Source organism: Bradyrhizobium sp. LMG 9283 (assembly GCF_045571415.1).
Lineage (GTDB): Bacteria > Pseudomonadota > Alphaproteobacteria > Rhizobiales > Xanthobacteraceae > Bradyrhizobium.
This window is the reverse complement of record NZ_CP120691.1, coordinates 3,206,954-3,220,134: the sequence shown is the minus strand read 5'-3', so window position 1 is coordinate 3,220,134 and position 13,181 is coordinate 3,206,954. Positions and strand designations below refer to the sequence as shown.

The 13,181-nt window shown below is 61.4% G+C and carries 13 protein-coding genes and 2 pseudogenes; 7 read left to right on the top strand and 8 right to left on the bottom strand.

What is annotated here, in order from left to right; genetic code table 11:
* Positions 1-31 precede the first annotated feature (31 nt).
* Together P6U29_RS14990 and P6U29_RS14985 are read right to left on the bottom strand one after the other, a co-directional pair.
* The gene (locus P6U29_RS14990; protein WP_407118288.1) at positions 32-814 is read right to left on the bottom strand and encodes an enoyl-CoA hydratase/isomerase family protein; all 783 of its coding nucleotides are present in this window, start codon (positions 812-814) and stop codon (positions 32-34) included.
* Between the two features lie 129 nt (positions 815-943).
* A pseudogene (locus P6U29_RS14985) lies at positions 944-2,464 on the bottom strand (molybdopterin-dependent oxidoreductase); the annotation flags it as partial.
* Here P6U29_RS14985 and P6U29_RS14980 point away from each other — a divergent pair.
* Positions 2,412-2,705, top strand: a complete 294-nt coding sequence (locus P6U29_RS14980) for a hypothetical protein (RefSeq protein WP_407118287.1) — start codon at positions 2,412-2,414, stop codon at positions 2,703-2,705. The pseudogene P6U29_RS14985 and the gene P6U29_RS14980 sit on opposite strands and share 53 nt — an antisense overlap.
* 60 nt (positions 2,706-2,765) lie before the next feature.
* On the opposite strand, the gene P6U29_RS14975 is transcribed toward P6U29_RS14980, so the two are convergent.
* From P6U29_RS14975 to P6U29_RS14965, 3 genes are all read right to left on the bottom strand, one after another.
* Complete coding sequence (locus P6U29_RS14975; RefSeq protein ID WP_407118286.1) at positions 2,766-3,104, bottom strand: hypothetical protein; 339 nt, start codon at positions 3,102-3,104, stop codon at positions 2,766-2,768.
* The gene (locus P6U29_RS14970) at positions 3,079-3,693 is read right to left on the bottom strand and encodes a hypothetical protein (protein ID WP_407118284.1); all 615 of its coding nucleotides are present in this window, start codon (positions 3,691-3,693) and stop codon (positions 3,079-3,081) included. The genes P6U29_RS14975 and P6U29_RS14970 overlap by 26 nt, the downstream gene beginning before the upstream one ends.
* Positions 3,694-3,932: 239 nt before the next feature.
* A complete protein-coding gene (locus P6U29_RS14965) occupies positions 3,933-4,091 on the bottom strand; it encodes a hypothetical protein (protein ID WP_407118283.1) in 159 nt (52 codons plus the stop codon).
* Positions 4,092-5,332: 1,241 nt separating this feature from the next.
* On the opposite strand from P6U29_RS14965, the gene P6U29_RS14960 reads away from it, so the two are divergent.
* The 3 genes from P6U29_RS14960 to P6U29_RS14950 all read left to right on the top strand — a co-directional run bounded on the left by P6U29_RS14960 (position 5,333) and on the right by P6U29_RS14950 (position 8,781).
* Positions 5,333-5,968 carry a DUF3102 domain-containing protein gene (locus tag P6U29_RS14960; protein WP_407118282.1) on the top strand — a complete coding sequence of 212 codons (636 nt, stop codon included), beginning with the start codon at positions 5,333-5,335 and terminating at the stop codon, positions 5,966-5,968.
* A gap of 582 nt (positions 5,969-6,550) precedes the next feature.
* The gene (locus P6U29_RS14955) at positions 6,551-8,188 is read left to right on the top strand and encodes a MobA/MobL family protein (protein WP_407118281.1); all 1,638 of its coding nucleotides are present in this window, start codon (positions 6,551-6,553) and stop codon (positions 8,186-8,188) included.
* A 395-nt stretch (positions 8,189-8,583) separates the two neighbouring features.
* Positions 8,584-8,781: a hypothetical protein gene (locus P6U29_RS14950; RefSeq protein WP_407118280.1), complete on the top strand. Its 198-nt coding sequence runs from the start codon at positions 8,584-8,586 to the stop codon at positions 8,779-8,781.
* A 264-nt stretch (positions 8,782-9,045) separates the two neighbouring features.
* On the opposite strand, the pseudogene P6U29_RS14945 reads toward P6U29_RS14950, so the two are convergent.
* Positions 9,046-9,424 (bottom strand): annotated as a pseudogene (locus P6U29_RS14945) (enoyl-CoA hydratase-related protein); the annotation flags it as partial.
* A gap of 299 nt (positions 9,425-9,723) precedes the next feature.
* On the opposite strand from P6U29_RS14945, the gene P6U29_RS14940 reads away from it, so the two are divergent.
* Both P6U29_RS14940 and P6U29_RS14935 read left to right on the top strand, forming a co-directional pair.
* Complete coding sequence (locus P6U29_RS14940) at positions 9,724-9,918, top strand: hypothetical protein (protein WP_407118279.1); 195 nt, start codon at positions 9,724-9,726, stop codon at positions 9,916-9,918.
* A 466-nt stretch (positions 9,919-10,384) separates the two neighbouring features.
* Positions 10,385-10,525, top strand: coding sequence for a hypothetical protein (locus P6U29_RS14935; RefSeq protein WP_407118278.1), 141 nt, complete (start codon positions 10,385-10,387; stop codon positions 10,523-10,525).
* On the opposite strand, the gene P6U29_RS14930 is transcribed toward P6U29_RS14935, so the two are convergent.
* Positions 10,522-11,418, bottom strand: a complete 897-nt coding sequence (locus P6U29_RS14930; RefSeq protein WP_407118277.1) for a hypothetical protein — start codon at positions 11,416-11,418, stop codon at positions 10,522-10,524. The genes P6U29_RS14935 and P6U29_RS14930 overlap by 4 nt on opposite strands.
* Here P6U29_RS14930 and P6U29_RS14925 point away from each other — a divergent pair.
* Positions 11,408-11,767, top strand: coding sequence for a hypothetical protein (locus P6U29_RS14925; protein WP_407118276.1), 360 nt, complete (start codon positions 11,408-11,410; stop codon positions 11,765-11,767). The genes P6U29_RS14930 and P6U29_RS14925 overlap by 11 nt on opposite strands.
* Positions 11,768-12,071: 304 nt before the next feature.
* Here the strand turns inward: P6U29_RS14925 and P6U29_RS14920 are convergent, their stop codons facing one another.
* Positions 12,072-12,953: a metallophosphoesterase gene (locus tag P6U29_RS14920; RefSeq protein WP_407118275.1), complete on the bottom strand. Its 882-nt coding sequence runs from the start codon at positions 12,951-12,953 to the stop codon at positions 12,072-12,074.
* Positions 12,954-13,181: the final 228 nt, after the last annotated feature.

The following is a 13,181-nucleotide window of genomic DNA, read 5'->3' as shown; positions in this document are numbered from 1 at the left end:
CGTCCGGGATACGAGAGCGGTGCCCTCCCGTTCACCGTCCCGTCCAGACCGGCTTTCTCTTTTCACTAAACGCCTTCAGCCCTTCCTTCGCGTCTTCGGTCATCGCGAGCAGCGCGATCTGGCTTTCGGTGTAGGCGATGCTCTCGTCGAACGACATCGCGGCGATGGCGCGCATGGCGTATTTGCCGCGGCGGATTGCGGTCGGGGATTTATCGACGATGCGGCCGATCAGCCAGTCGACCTTGGCGTCGAGCTCGGCCGCAGGCACCACATAGTTGAGAAGGCCTGCGGCTTGCGCGGCCTTGGCATCGAACGGCTCGCCGGTGAGGGCCCATTCATTGACGAGGCGCGGCGGCGCGATCCTCTGCAACAGGCTCAGCACCTGCATCGGGAACACGCCGACCTTCACCTCGGGCAGGCCGAAGATGACGTGATCGGCAGCAACCGCCATGTCGGTCATGCAGAGCAGGCCCATGCCGCCGGCCATGCAGACGCCACCGACGCGCGCAATCGCCGGCTTGGTCGCGTTCTGCGACAAGCGCAGCAGATCGGCATAGTCGACATTGGGTTTGGAATGATCCATCGCGAAAGCCGCGCCGGAATTCTGCAGGTCCGCGCCCGCGCAGAACGCCTTGTCGCCCGCACCCGTCAGCACGATGACGCGAACGTCCTTGTCGTCATGCGCGTCGCGATAGCCTTTGCTGATGCCGGCGATGACATCGCCGCTCAGCGCGTTCCGTTTCTCCGGCCGGTTGATGGTGATCCAGAGCGCCTGCCCGCGCTTTTCGGTGATGACAGCTGTGGTGTCGGTCATGGCACGCTCGCTTTCGTGGCTCCGTTTGCCGCCATTTGCGGCAGCTTGAGCCAGAGGTGCAAGCGCAAACTGCGGGGCGGCGCCGCTTTAGCGCCTCGACACAAATTGCGCGGCGATCGCCATGCGCGCTCAGGCGACCGCTTTCCTGATCCAGACCTTGTTGTCGTGGAACGCGGCCCCGCCGATCGGAGCGATCGTATCCGCGCCCGTCAGCATGTTGATGCCGCGGCCGCCGATGTGGCCCTTGTTCGGGTGAACGGATTCGGCGATCAGCACGCCGCGCCGCACGCCCTCGAACAGCGTTGCGACCAGCGTGGTCTCGCCGCGGCCGTTGCCGAGCGTCACCGCATCGCCGTCGGCGATGTCGAGCGCGGCTGCATCCAGGGGATGGATCATCACGCTCGCCTTGCCTTCACGCGCCTGCGACGACGGCGTCTCGTTGAACGTGGTGTTGAGGAAGCTGCGCGAGGGGCTGGTCGCGAGGCGGAACGGGTGAGCCTGGTCGGTATGCTCGATCACCGCCCAATGGTCCGGCAGCGAGGGCATCTTGTCGAAATCGCCCATCGTCTGGCCGAACGGCGGGTGCGCCCAATCTGCCCTAAAGTGGAATTTCTTGTCGGCATGGGCGAAGCCGTCGAGATAATGCGAGGTGCGGAAGTCCGGCTGCAGGTCGCGCCAGAGGTCGGCTTCGAGGCCAGCGATGTCGCCGTGATTGCTCAGCTTCAGCGTCGCGTCGATCAATTCGCGCGGGCTCATCTCGAAGCCCGGATGCTTGGCGCCGAGCCGCGGCGCCAGCGCCTGCAGCAGCTCGTGGTTGGAGCGGCATTCGCCGGGCGGATCGATCAGTTTCGGCCCGACCGAGATATGCTGGTGGCCGCCGCCGTAATAGAGATCGTCATGCTCCATGAACATGGTCGCCGGCAGCACGATGTCGGCCATCTCGGCGGTCTCGGTCATGAAATGCTCGTGCACCGCGACGAACAGATCCTCGCGCGCAAAGCCCTGCCGCACCAGCGCCTGCTCCGGCGCCACCGTCATCGGGTTGGTGTTCTGGATCAGCAGCGCCTTGACCGGGCCCTTGCCCTGCAGAGCTTCGGCATCGCCGGTGAGGATGCGTCCGATCTGCGACTGGTCGAGCGCGCGCGTGGACTTGTCGATCGCGTCGTGGCCCTCGATGATGGATTCGTTGAAATGCCACAGCGCGTAATTGTTGAAGAAGGCGCCGCCGCCTTCATATTGCCAGGCGCCGGTCACCGCGGGAATGCAGAGCGCAGCATGCATCTGCGTCGCGCCGTTGCGCGAGCGGGTGAAGCCATAGCCGAGGCGAAGGAAGGTCCGCTTGGTCTCGCCGACGGCCTTGGCGAAGGCCTCGATCTCCGCCACCGGCACGCCCGAGATCGCCGACGCCCATTCCGGCGTGCGCGTCTTCAGATGCGCCTCGAGCTCGGCCGGGCAGTCCGTGTATTTGTCCATGTAGGCGCGGTCGGCATAGCCGTCGCGGAACAGGACATGCATCACGCCGCAGGCGAACGCGCCGTCGGTGCCGGGGCGCAGGATGACCTTGATGTCAGCCTGCTTCATGGTTTCATTGTCGTAGATGTCGACCGCCGCGATCTTCGCGCCGCGCTCCTTGCGGGCACGCGAGGCGTGCTCGACCGCTTGGATGCTTTGCGCGCGCGATGTGTCCGCGCCCGGCTTTGTGCGCGATCATCACGCGCCGATGCCGCCAGTGCCGGCCGGCTGCTCGACCGGCACTATGCTGGCCTTGAATGCGCGTTCCAGCCTTGAAGCCGCAGGCAAGCTGAAGCGTCATGCCCGATCCTCCCTGCGAGCGCGCGGGGTATCGAACGCGCGCAGCGCCTTCAGCACGTTCTTCTCGGCCGGGCCATAGCCGCCGGGCGATACTCGAACCAGGAGATCGGTCGTGGAATTGGAGTTTGGCGGAACCTCCCTACTCCGCGCGCGCGATCGGCGCGGGGGTGCGCAGACGCACCCACTTGGTAGCGGCAACATGCGCGCCGGTCACGAACTTGGCCGCCACTGCGGGAGAGAAGAAGGTCCAAGCGACCTGAAAGCGCAAACGATCCTTCACGCCGGCGATCGGCACCACGACGCCCCTCGCCAGGAGATCCGCGCGCAGCGCCTTGATGTTTTTCCTGAGGCTGGGGTTCTCGACGTCGCGAACTTCCGAGCCCGCGGAGACCACGAACCCCTCGTGAACGTGGTGGCCCCGCGCCCAAATGCCGCAATATTCGAGCTCGAGTTCAATGCGGTTGGGCGGGGTTGCCATCGGCAAGCCGATCCCGATCTCCTCCCCCACATCCCTGTCGTTGGCCTCGGCTTCCGCGGGGCCGCTTCTTCGCGAAGTTGGCGTCGAAGATTCGGCAACCGGCGTCGAACAGCAGGCGTCGGGCATCCGTCACAAGCCGCTCGAGGGTTGCGATCTGTTCGAGCGGCCACGGCAGAACCCGCGGCTCCACGGTCTTCAGGGTGACCAGGCCAGTCTCTTTGGCGAGCCCAGTCAGCCGGTGCTCCAGGTAGAGCCGCGCCGACCACTCCAGCGTGTGCGGCTCCTGCGCGTGGAGGAGGAAGACTTCCGTGGCGAAGGCTTTGGAGGCGCCCGCGGCATGCTCGGCGACGCACTTGATCGCGCACCTAGTCTCGCCGATGTAGGCGTCGCCGTCTCCTGCGATCACGTAGCAGGCGGAGCACAGATCGAAGCTTGCCGAAAGGCTCCTGGCCATCGCCAGCGGAAATGCCGTAACAGCCAGACGGCCGGCCGGATCGCGGATCTGGCGATAACCTTCGATCCCGCCGAGCGGGCGATAGATCGTGTGGGTGCAGGGCTGCACGGGAATAGTCTCGTTGGAAAACGTCATGAATCGATCTCTCTGTTGTCTGAGAGAGCGCAAAGCCGACGACATCGGAGCGACTAACGCGCCACCAGACTGCCCTGCCAGAGGGCGAGGGCCGTGCCCGCAGCTTGCGTGGCCATTCCGTAAAATCGCGGACGCGAGGATTGCGTCCCTGATCGGCGGATCGCCAACGCATGCAACGGACGGGGACCGATTCATGCGACGTCGTCGCGCCGCATGACGTCGAGCCTTGCGACCCGTGCCTAGCCGATGGAGGTGATGATGGTGGAACGGGAGTTGACGTTCGCCATGCACCCGAAGCCGGGTACGATTGCGCAGCCGCTGGTCACATTGGACCAGACGAGCATCGGAGGGAACGGGAGAAGGAACGCCGAATCGGCGGTATAGTCGTCCGTAGCCATGATGACTCTTCGTAAGTCGTTGTGGTCAGGCCGCCTGCCGGTGGTGCCAACACCGGCGGCGGCCGCCTTCGCAGGAATTGCGAAGTAACCTCAATATGCCGCCTGTTCCCGGAATATTCCAGCCGAGGGTGGCTCTCCTTCGAGATCCGTGGTTAACGACATCCGAGCGACAGCCCCTCGAGACAGACCGTGTTCTGCCGATCGAGAGATGGGCATCGTAATAGCCCTCCGCCACGCAGTTGGCGAAGGAGCGCGTCGCGCGCTTCCATTCTGACCGCGCCCACCAGTAGCGGCCTCAATGACGGCAGCCATCAAAAGATCGGCTTAGGATTTCCGGTGGGCGGCCACTAGTAAACGCCTAAGTTGGCCGAGTGTTGTCACTGTGAAGCCCGGACAATCGACCGCGCCTCCGACGCAGGAAATTGTCAAAGTCGTTCCTCTGTCGACGCCGCCGCTCGGTGTCGGCCTGAATGTAGCAGGTATCTCGCGCGAACACAGTCTGGGTCGCCCCGTCCGGCAGATCTTCTTCTATCGCCTGGGATGGGGAACCAGCCGTCCGCCGCACGTGTCGCGGGGGCCAGCGAATTTGAACAGATGGGCAGCAAATCAGAATCTGCTGCCCATTGCCCCGTTTTGACCTGCAACAAGAAACTGAAAGCTCCGACGTAAGAGTCTGGAATAAAAACAATTTTCTCGTGGACGATGCCAACTGTCAGGATCGTGCCCGATCTGCTTCTCCTCCCTCCTCAACGTGACGAGCACGAGGATGGTTGAGCACCATGCGCCATTCGGGCCCCATTCTTGGCCACCTCCAGACACACAGATTGCTGCGTAGGAACCGGCTGCACACTTGCTTGGACGCGATCTCAAGCGCATCACTATTGAGAACGACGTCATTGGTGAGGAACGGAGCCGTGGGTAGGGCGAGTTACTGACCGACCTGGACTGAAGCCGCTTTGCTTGCGCATGTGGTGGCGCGTCGGTGGAGGTGAGATCGAGAAGCTGGCTGCATCTGTCCATTGGCTTCTGCCGTGTGTTCTACGTCATGAGGAGCCAACCGCCGGCCCGCGTTTTCACATGTGTCAAATGCGAAATGTTTTCGCATTTGACGATTTGCGTTGTGGGTTGTCGCAAGCTGCCAACAATATGCATTTGACAGATCTTGACTTTTTCCTCTCGACGCAGCGCTAATAATCGAGACGTGGATGGTTTGTGCCTGGATCTCGTTGGGAGTGCTGGCCATGGAAACATTCGACTACGGCACGGTACCGGAGCACGCCGAAGAATTGCGCGAGCTTGCGGCCGCGATCGCGGAGGCGACGAAAAAAGTCACGCAGACTGGGATTGCGATCGGACAGATCTTTCTCGCCGCGAAGGCCAGGCTGGTGCATGGAGCCTTCATCAACTGGTGCGACGCGGAAACGCCCTATTCGCCGCGCCGCGCCCAGATGTACATGAATCTCACCGAACTTTTCCATCGCCTCGACAAAGATGACCGGGCATATCTCTGCTCGCTGCCTCTGACGGCTGCGCTTGATCTCGCGGGCCCATCGGTCGTTGATGCGACCGTCAAAGACATTTTGGCGCGCCTGCGGAATGGTGAGCGGCTGAAGGTCGAAACCGTCAAAGAGCTGCTGCGCCGCCCGAAAGGCGATACCCGGGATACTGGACCTGATTGCTCGCGGGCGATGGGTCATATGGTGAAACATGCACTCGACACGGATCAGAGGGAGTTGTTGTTCGCGTACCTACGAGCCGCCCCTCGATCGCACGGTCGGCGGTTCGTCAACAGCTTGCTGGAGGTTCTCCGCGAGCAGGCTCCGGCAGACGAGCATCACGCCAAGCGATTGATCATGCGCGAGATGATCGCCGCCTAAACTAGAATCGGGGATTTCGATCGGCGCCGCAGCCCAGGTCTCAAGTGTAACGTCTCAGGCGATCGATGGTCCGGCCATCGACCGGAAAGCGTGTCGATGCTGCGGCAGCTCGCGTTCCGCCGCGCCGCTGCGATCGGTCCACTCGTTTGGTTGATTACGGGGCTGTCTCAGAGGCGATGCGGTGGAGCCCGCGCTGGGCGCCTTGTCATTGGGGCCGCAAATCCAGGCCGTTCGCCGGCGCACTGCGTACTCGCGACTGGAGCAGCTGCATGGCCACGTTTGTTACAACGGCAAAGCTCAACAACTGCCGACGTGATGGCCCGCCGCCTGCACCGCACGGCTCGACGAGCTGCTCTCGTGGGAGTGGACGAAGGCCCTTCTTTTCGCTCCGCTGCCCGATCAGAGCTCAGCGGTGCGCGCCTACCCCGCGCCCCTCACAGGACCGGTTCTTAATTTTCCTCGCCGACACCCTCGGTGCGTTTGAACGCATATCTCGCGCTCGAGACTTGCAAGAGCATTTGGTAAGGATCGGGAGGAAACGCCGCGGCGACACACGTCCTTTATACATTGGCGACGAACTACATGGGCTTCAGCTACATCCATTTTGCCATTATTCAGCGCTCAAAGGGCTACACGGCTCTCGCGCGGCTTGGCTACCAGACCTGTGGATCCGTGAATGACGGCTTCAGGCGAGTGAGCTACCGGGCCTATGCGGCGCACCACCTGGGCGGGGCAGTTCTGCTGCCAAAACACGCGCCGGCGGAGCTGGCCGATCTTCTGGAATTCGTGGCAGCCGTGGGTCTGAGGGAGAACCGACGGGACGCGCAGGAGGGCCGGATCGTCGATTTCGCGATCCCACGCGCGGTCCCGTCAGAGCTTTTGTTGACCGTCGCGGCATTTGTGCTCCTCCCCTTCGTCGATCTCGGCATGGCGGTCCGCGTCGACGTCGAGTGTCCGCCCGCAACCGACGGCGAGCCGAATCCGCACGCGCACGCCTATTTAGCAATGCGAGCGGTGGACCGATACGGCTTCGGTGCGAAGGAAAGATCTTGGAACCAGCTGTTTTGGCGCGACCGCGGGCGCCACGTGCGGTCGATCATTGCCGCACGGCTCACGCTAGCTTGCGCAATCCTTTGCATCGACGCCTATGTCGACCCGCGCCAGAATGAAGCCAAGGGAGTGGACACGCCGGAGCCGCGAGTGCCGGGAGTGCTGTTTCGCCTGCACGACGCCGGCAGATCAGTCCATCAGATCGAGGATCTCAAGACGCAGCGACATGGCAAGAAGGCGCGCAAGGCGCAGCCGCGTACGCCGAAGGTGACGAGTGGGCTGATGATCACGAACGCTGCGGCATATAAGAAGGATCCGAACAAGGCGGCCGCCGTCCGCAAAGCGTTCGCCAAGAAGGCCACGGAAGTGGGCTATGAGTTCGAAGTCGCGCCCGACGAGCAGCTGCTATCGCTGGCGGGCACCGCCGTCTCGTTCGATGGCGTCGCGTTCAGGCTTATGGAGGAGTGCGAGGCGGAGGACGCCGAGATCGTGGTGCTGTTTGCGCGCATTCTTGGCTGGCCGGCCTTGGTCGCCGAGGGGGACGCGAAGGTTGCCGATTTGGTCGCCGTCGCGGGTGCATCCATCGACATGTTTATGGTCAATCGGTCGCCCTCTGCCGCTGCGCGGCACATGATTTCGCAGACGAATTTCGAGAGATTGAAGAACGCGATCGCGCGCGCCGACCGGCTCGGTATCGTGTCAAAATCGCTGGCGGTCGTTGCACCCGGACCGGCTGTTGCGCCCGCCGGCGTCGCAGCATCGGCCACCGCCTTTGAAGTTGAGCCGGCAGTCGCCGCAATCCATGCAGAGCCGATTTTGGTCCAATCAGGCCCAGAGGTGTCGGCTGAGCCGACTTCGGAGGCGATCCTCGCCAATGTCCGCTCCGCCGAGGTCACCTCCAATTCTGGCGATCGAGCGGCGATGGATCCGACGATCATCTCAGCCCCATCGCCTGACGGCCTTGAAGACCTTCCTTGCGACGATTCCTGGAAGATCAAACCCATTCCGGACGTGGTCAGGCAAAACGCGCGGCATCTGCAGCTCCACTATGACCGCCTCCAACGCCAGATCGCGGAGGCGGACGAGATCGCACGCAGGATGACGATTCAAGTGAATGGGCACGATCCGCATCTGAGCTTAGCCGAGTTTTCTCCACGTCCGAGAAGATGATCTTCATCGCTGGCTTGCTTGCGACGCCAAGGCCATGGCAGGTACCGAGCGATAATCTCAGCAAGCTTTGCGGTAATGGCGGTCTAAGACAGCCACCGCATCACCAAGATGGCGTGCATATTTGGGCTATTCGGATTACCGTGTTGAAATACCGAGACACTTGGACCGGATCTCTGTCTGGATTCGGGTGACAGTGGACGCATAGGTTGCCGGGATGGCGGCTTCTACTCCTGGAGTGGCCGGAATGTGGTCCGATGCCCTGTCGATGGTCGCGGCTGTCGTGCTAGTCTCGTTGGAGTGAAATCCATGATCTCCGCTGACGATCCCATTGAGCCGGCGGGCGTCCGAGCCCCAATCGGGACCGAGGTGCGCATGACGGCGAAAGGCGCAAAGCCGTGCTTGAGAGTGGCAATTGGCTGACCGCCGTACAGATCGCCGAGATGGCCGGATTCAGCGCCAGCAACCCCAGTGCCGAGCCGAACAAGTGGATGAACGACGGGCAGATCTTTGCCGTGCGCCATCGCGGCGTGGACTACTTCCCCGGCTATGCTCTTGACCCCTCGCCGGCTATCGGTCGGCTGAGGGGCTGGTGAAGGTGATGGGCGTGTTTCGCGGACGGAAGGACGACTGGGGTCTCGCTTACTGGTTTGCCTCCCCCAACAGCTTCCTTGGCGGGAAGCGGGCGCAAGACTTGTTGATTGCCTGATCGCGTCTTCGCTGCGGCGGATGACGAGGTAGCTGGCATGCAGCATGGCTGACAAGAAATGAATAGTCTTCGGCGCGGTGGCGGGGCGGCTGTAGCGTGTGGGCGGCGCCACTCGCGCACACCACACCGGTAGCAAGCCCAAGCTTTACTGATCCGAAGCAACCGCCATGTCATTCATGTATAACAAGCCGATACCGCCGGCCATGCAGACGCCGCCGACACGAGCGATCACAGTTTTAGTCGCGGCCTGCGACAGGCGCAACAAATCCGCGCAGTCCACATTGGGCCTCGAGAAATCCATCGCAAACGCGGCACCCGAATTCTACAAGTCGGCGCCGGCACAAAACGCCTTGTCACCCGCGCCCGTCAGCACGATTACGCGGACGTCATCATCGTCATGAGCGTCGCGATCGCCCTTGGCTATGTGGGCGATCACCTGACCATTGAGCGCATTGCGCTTCTCCAGGGTTGATCGTGATCCACAACGCTTGCCCGCGCTTCTCGGTGATTACGCTTGTTACATCGGTCAAGGTCCGCTCGGTTGTTTCTCTCGCCTACGGGCCTTTTGCGGCAAGTCGGACGCCGTCCGCAAGGACAGTCTGATCTACGAAATCGTCATTCCGCGTTGCCACAACTTCGCCTGTCGATTGAAATTTGACGGATGCCCGCTTCGAGAGGAGATTTCATCACCGAAGAACAATTTCATGCAAGCCTCGATCGCTTGTTGCTGAAGAGGCCTGATCATTGCTCGCTTCGGCGAGTTCCTCGTCGCTGATCCGACAAAAATTGCGCTCGTATTCGGAACGCCAAGCATCCCGACAACGAAATCGTGCTGAATAACGTAGCGAACAACGCGAACGATTTGGCGGACGAGCTGAAGCGCTACGGGTTCGTCGTCAATAAGACGATCGAGCTGACGGGCGATGCGGCAGGCGCTGATCGCTTCTATGCCGAAATCGAGGAGGGATCGGTCGCGCTGATCTTCTTCGACGGCTTTGGCGTGCAATCCAACCGGGCACACTAGCTTCTGCCGGTCGAAGCCCAGATCTGGACCGAGCCGGAGTGTCGCCATCCTAGGCGAGATGCACGACCGCGGCGCTGCCGTCAAGATCGCACCGATGGACGCTTCGCGCCGCAATCCAATCAAGTCGCGTTTCCGCCGCCATTCGGCTGGCCTTTCGCCGGTCATCTCGCCCGGTAATTCGCTCGGGCTCTCCTCGACCGGGCTCGGCTGTCGCGAACATCACTAAGAAGACCACCGCCTGTTCGGCATGAGTTGTCATCGCGCTTTAGATTATTGTTGAGCATGATCTCCGCGCAAACGCGTTGGTCGCGATGGAAAGCCGCTTCGCACTTGCACCAGCGCGGCCCTACGGGACGGCACCCACAGGATCAGCATCAGAGAGGTTCCAGGCCTCGAGTATTTCACCGCGCACGATCTGCACGCTGAATCGTTGCAACGATCGCTAGGCGCGCCGGGGCGTCGCGGCTTGATCAAGGCGTTGCTCGGTCACTGCAATGGTGACGTGACAGATGTCTCCAAAAAATACGATGCGCTCAAAGAGAAACGGGACGTCATCCGCATTTTTGACGGCGTGATCGGCGTTCCGCCGTCGAGTCCGCGACACTAGCCGTCGACGACGCCGCCCATTTCGTCAGCTGCCGCCGCCGCGACGCAATCTGGGTTTCGGATCAGCAAATCCTGCGGTCGCTCTCCGCCCAGGAAGCTGTTGGCCGACGAGAACCAGGAAACGAGACTCCAGTCGTCCTTTTGTCCGCGAAAGATGGCTAGCACTCTCGCCAAGCACTTAACCGGCCGATAGTCGGTCGAAGGACCCAAGACGTAGTCCGGGAAGTACTCGACGCCACGATGCTGTACCGCGAAGATCTGCCCGTCCTTCTTCCACCTATCCAGCCGGGCACTTCCCGCGATCTCGGCGATCTGTGTCGCGGTCAGCCATCCGCCGACCGCAATTATAACATCGCGGAGTGCGGGAGCGAAGATGCGCGTTGGACTGCGCCGCGTCTGTCCGTCGGCGACGTTCGAGATCGCCAACACAGGCCAAATCTCCCTGCGGCGGCGCGGTCTCTTCGGTGCCCTATGATGGTTGTCCGGCCGCGCCGGATCCTCTTCTTTCGGATCTTTTATCTTCGAGCAAAACTGTCGCCTGTTGTGCTTGGAAACGGCGCAGTCAGAGACTTCGCACATACATTCAGGCCACTCGCATCCTGGGTCATGTAGCGAACGATATGTGTGTCCAGACGCCTTAGCCGCCTCATCGGCCGCACAGGCAGCGACCTTCTCGACAAGAGCCCACACTGACGCCCTACGATAATGCTGAAGAATTTTGCCTTCGGCGGACCAGGCCTGGGTTCCCGCAATTGGGTTATCGCCCTCCTTTACACGAATGGCATAGTCGCTCGTGTCGGCAAGGTCGCTGATGTTGCCGATATCAGCGGTGGCTAAGGTCCGCGCCAAGCGCTTATTTCCACCCGGCCAGATCTCAACTGTGATGCGCAGCATTGTCGTCTCCTCAATATACGATCGCTATGAAGCCAACTGTCTCGCGGTCGTAGCGTTGGCGCTCGACCTCTCTTACGTCGCCCGCGATTCTTTCCACGGTCTGAACGAGCCGGAGTATAGATTGGCGTCGATTGGTAATCGTCCCTCGGCGAGCGCCGCGCAGCGTCTTGTCGGCCAACTGGGCCGAAAATTCGCCGAATTCGGCGTATATCTCGCATGTGCAAGCGGAACGAGCTTCCGCCAGATCGATGGCTTCTTCACCAGGGCTACCGCCGATGGCGTCAACATGCCCTCCCAGTATAGCATTGCCGTGCCGTACTTTTCCTTGGTCTCCGTGAACACGAACTGACCACTGTCCGCTTGCACGGCGGCGCGTATACGAGCGCCTGCTCAGAGGTCCCCAGCCGTCACCAACGAAGCTCCCTTCGCCAATTCTCCGCCGCCATCTCATTCCTCGCGCCAAGCGTTCGTGCTCATCGAGAAGCCTCTACTCACCGGAATCGGACTCGTCGTCCTGCTCGCCTGAACGATGCACCTGCTCATCAGCATTGCGCCAGTCCCGGCGATCCAATCGGTCGCGTGGACGCGGTACCAGAGTGTCTTCGAACTCTAGCTATCGAGGATCTGGCATTTGTCGACAACTGTGACCTTGATCATTGGTCGCCATCCTCCGGAACCTCAATGATTAGATTCGGCTTGAAGCGGCCGCCCTCAACGGGGTTGCACACCGCGCGGGTCCTGCCGTGCTGTTCATCGAACGGCACGTGGACGTGTCCGAAGATCCAGGCATGCGGTCGTAAGACCTCCGGCATCTTGGGAAGCAGGTCCGAGCAATAGAATGCCGGCGTCCACCATGGTCCCTGCTCTCGATAGACGTCAGCACCATGAGGGAGCGGGCAATGGTGCGTGACCACAACGGCTGGTGTCTTGTCATCCGCATCAAACGTCGAGAGCTCGTCGAACAGGATCGCCTTCTGACGGGCGTGTTCAGCCACGACATCATATGGTGACCACGCCCGATCCACCCCTAGCCGAATTGCGCCGTACTCGCGCACGCCATTTCGCCAATGCCGGGCCTGCTGTCTCGACGCCGCTGCGTACATCTCGTCGCAATGGCCTGGTGCCGTTGATTCCGACGCCCATCGACCAGCTAGTGCCCAGTCGGTCCAGAGAGTGAGGCCGACAAATTTGACGCCGCTTATTTCGCAGTCGGGATTGTCTGACGTCAGAACTGTTACAAGGTCAATGTCGCGGCAGCGCGCATTCTGTCGGCGAGCCTCTTCAATGAACAGCCGCTCGAAGTCGGTTATCGTACGCTCGTCCTGGAAGTCGGCTCTGTAGTAGTCGTGATTGCCCGGGACCAGTATCGCCGGCTTCCCGCTCGCGAGTTCAACGATGCTCTGCACGCTCTTCTCTGGTTCACTTTGCCAGATGTCGCCGGCACACACGAGAACATCGAATGGAGAATTGAGCGGAGGCAATTCGTTCAGCTTGCGTCGCTCGAGATGTAAATCTGAGATTGGAAGTATTCGCATAGCTCCGATCTAACGATCGGGCCCTCAGCAGCGCAACACATTTTTCTGTACAGGGCTGAGTTGGCAGGTGCCAACCCCAACCTAAGTCGCCGTTCGCTTGGCTACCTGGCCTGATAACCCAACCGAAGTCGCAATTAGGTTGGGTTATCTCTGCGACCGGAGCCGCCATTTTGGTCCGCTGAGTCTCCACAGAGAGTTGGCACTTGCCAACTTTTGATGGCTCGAAAT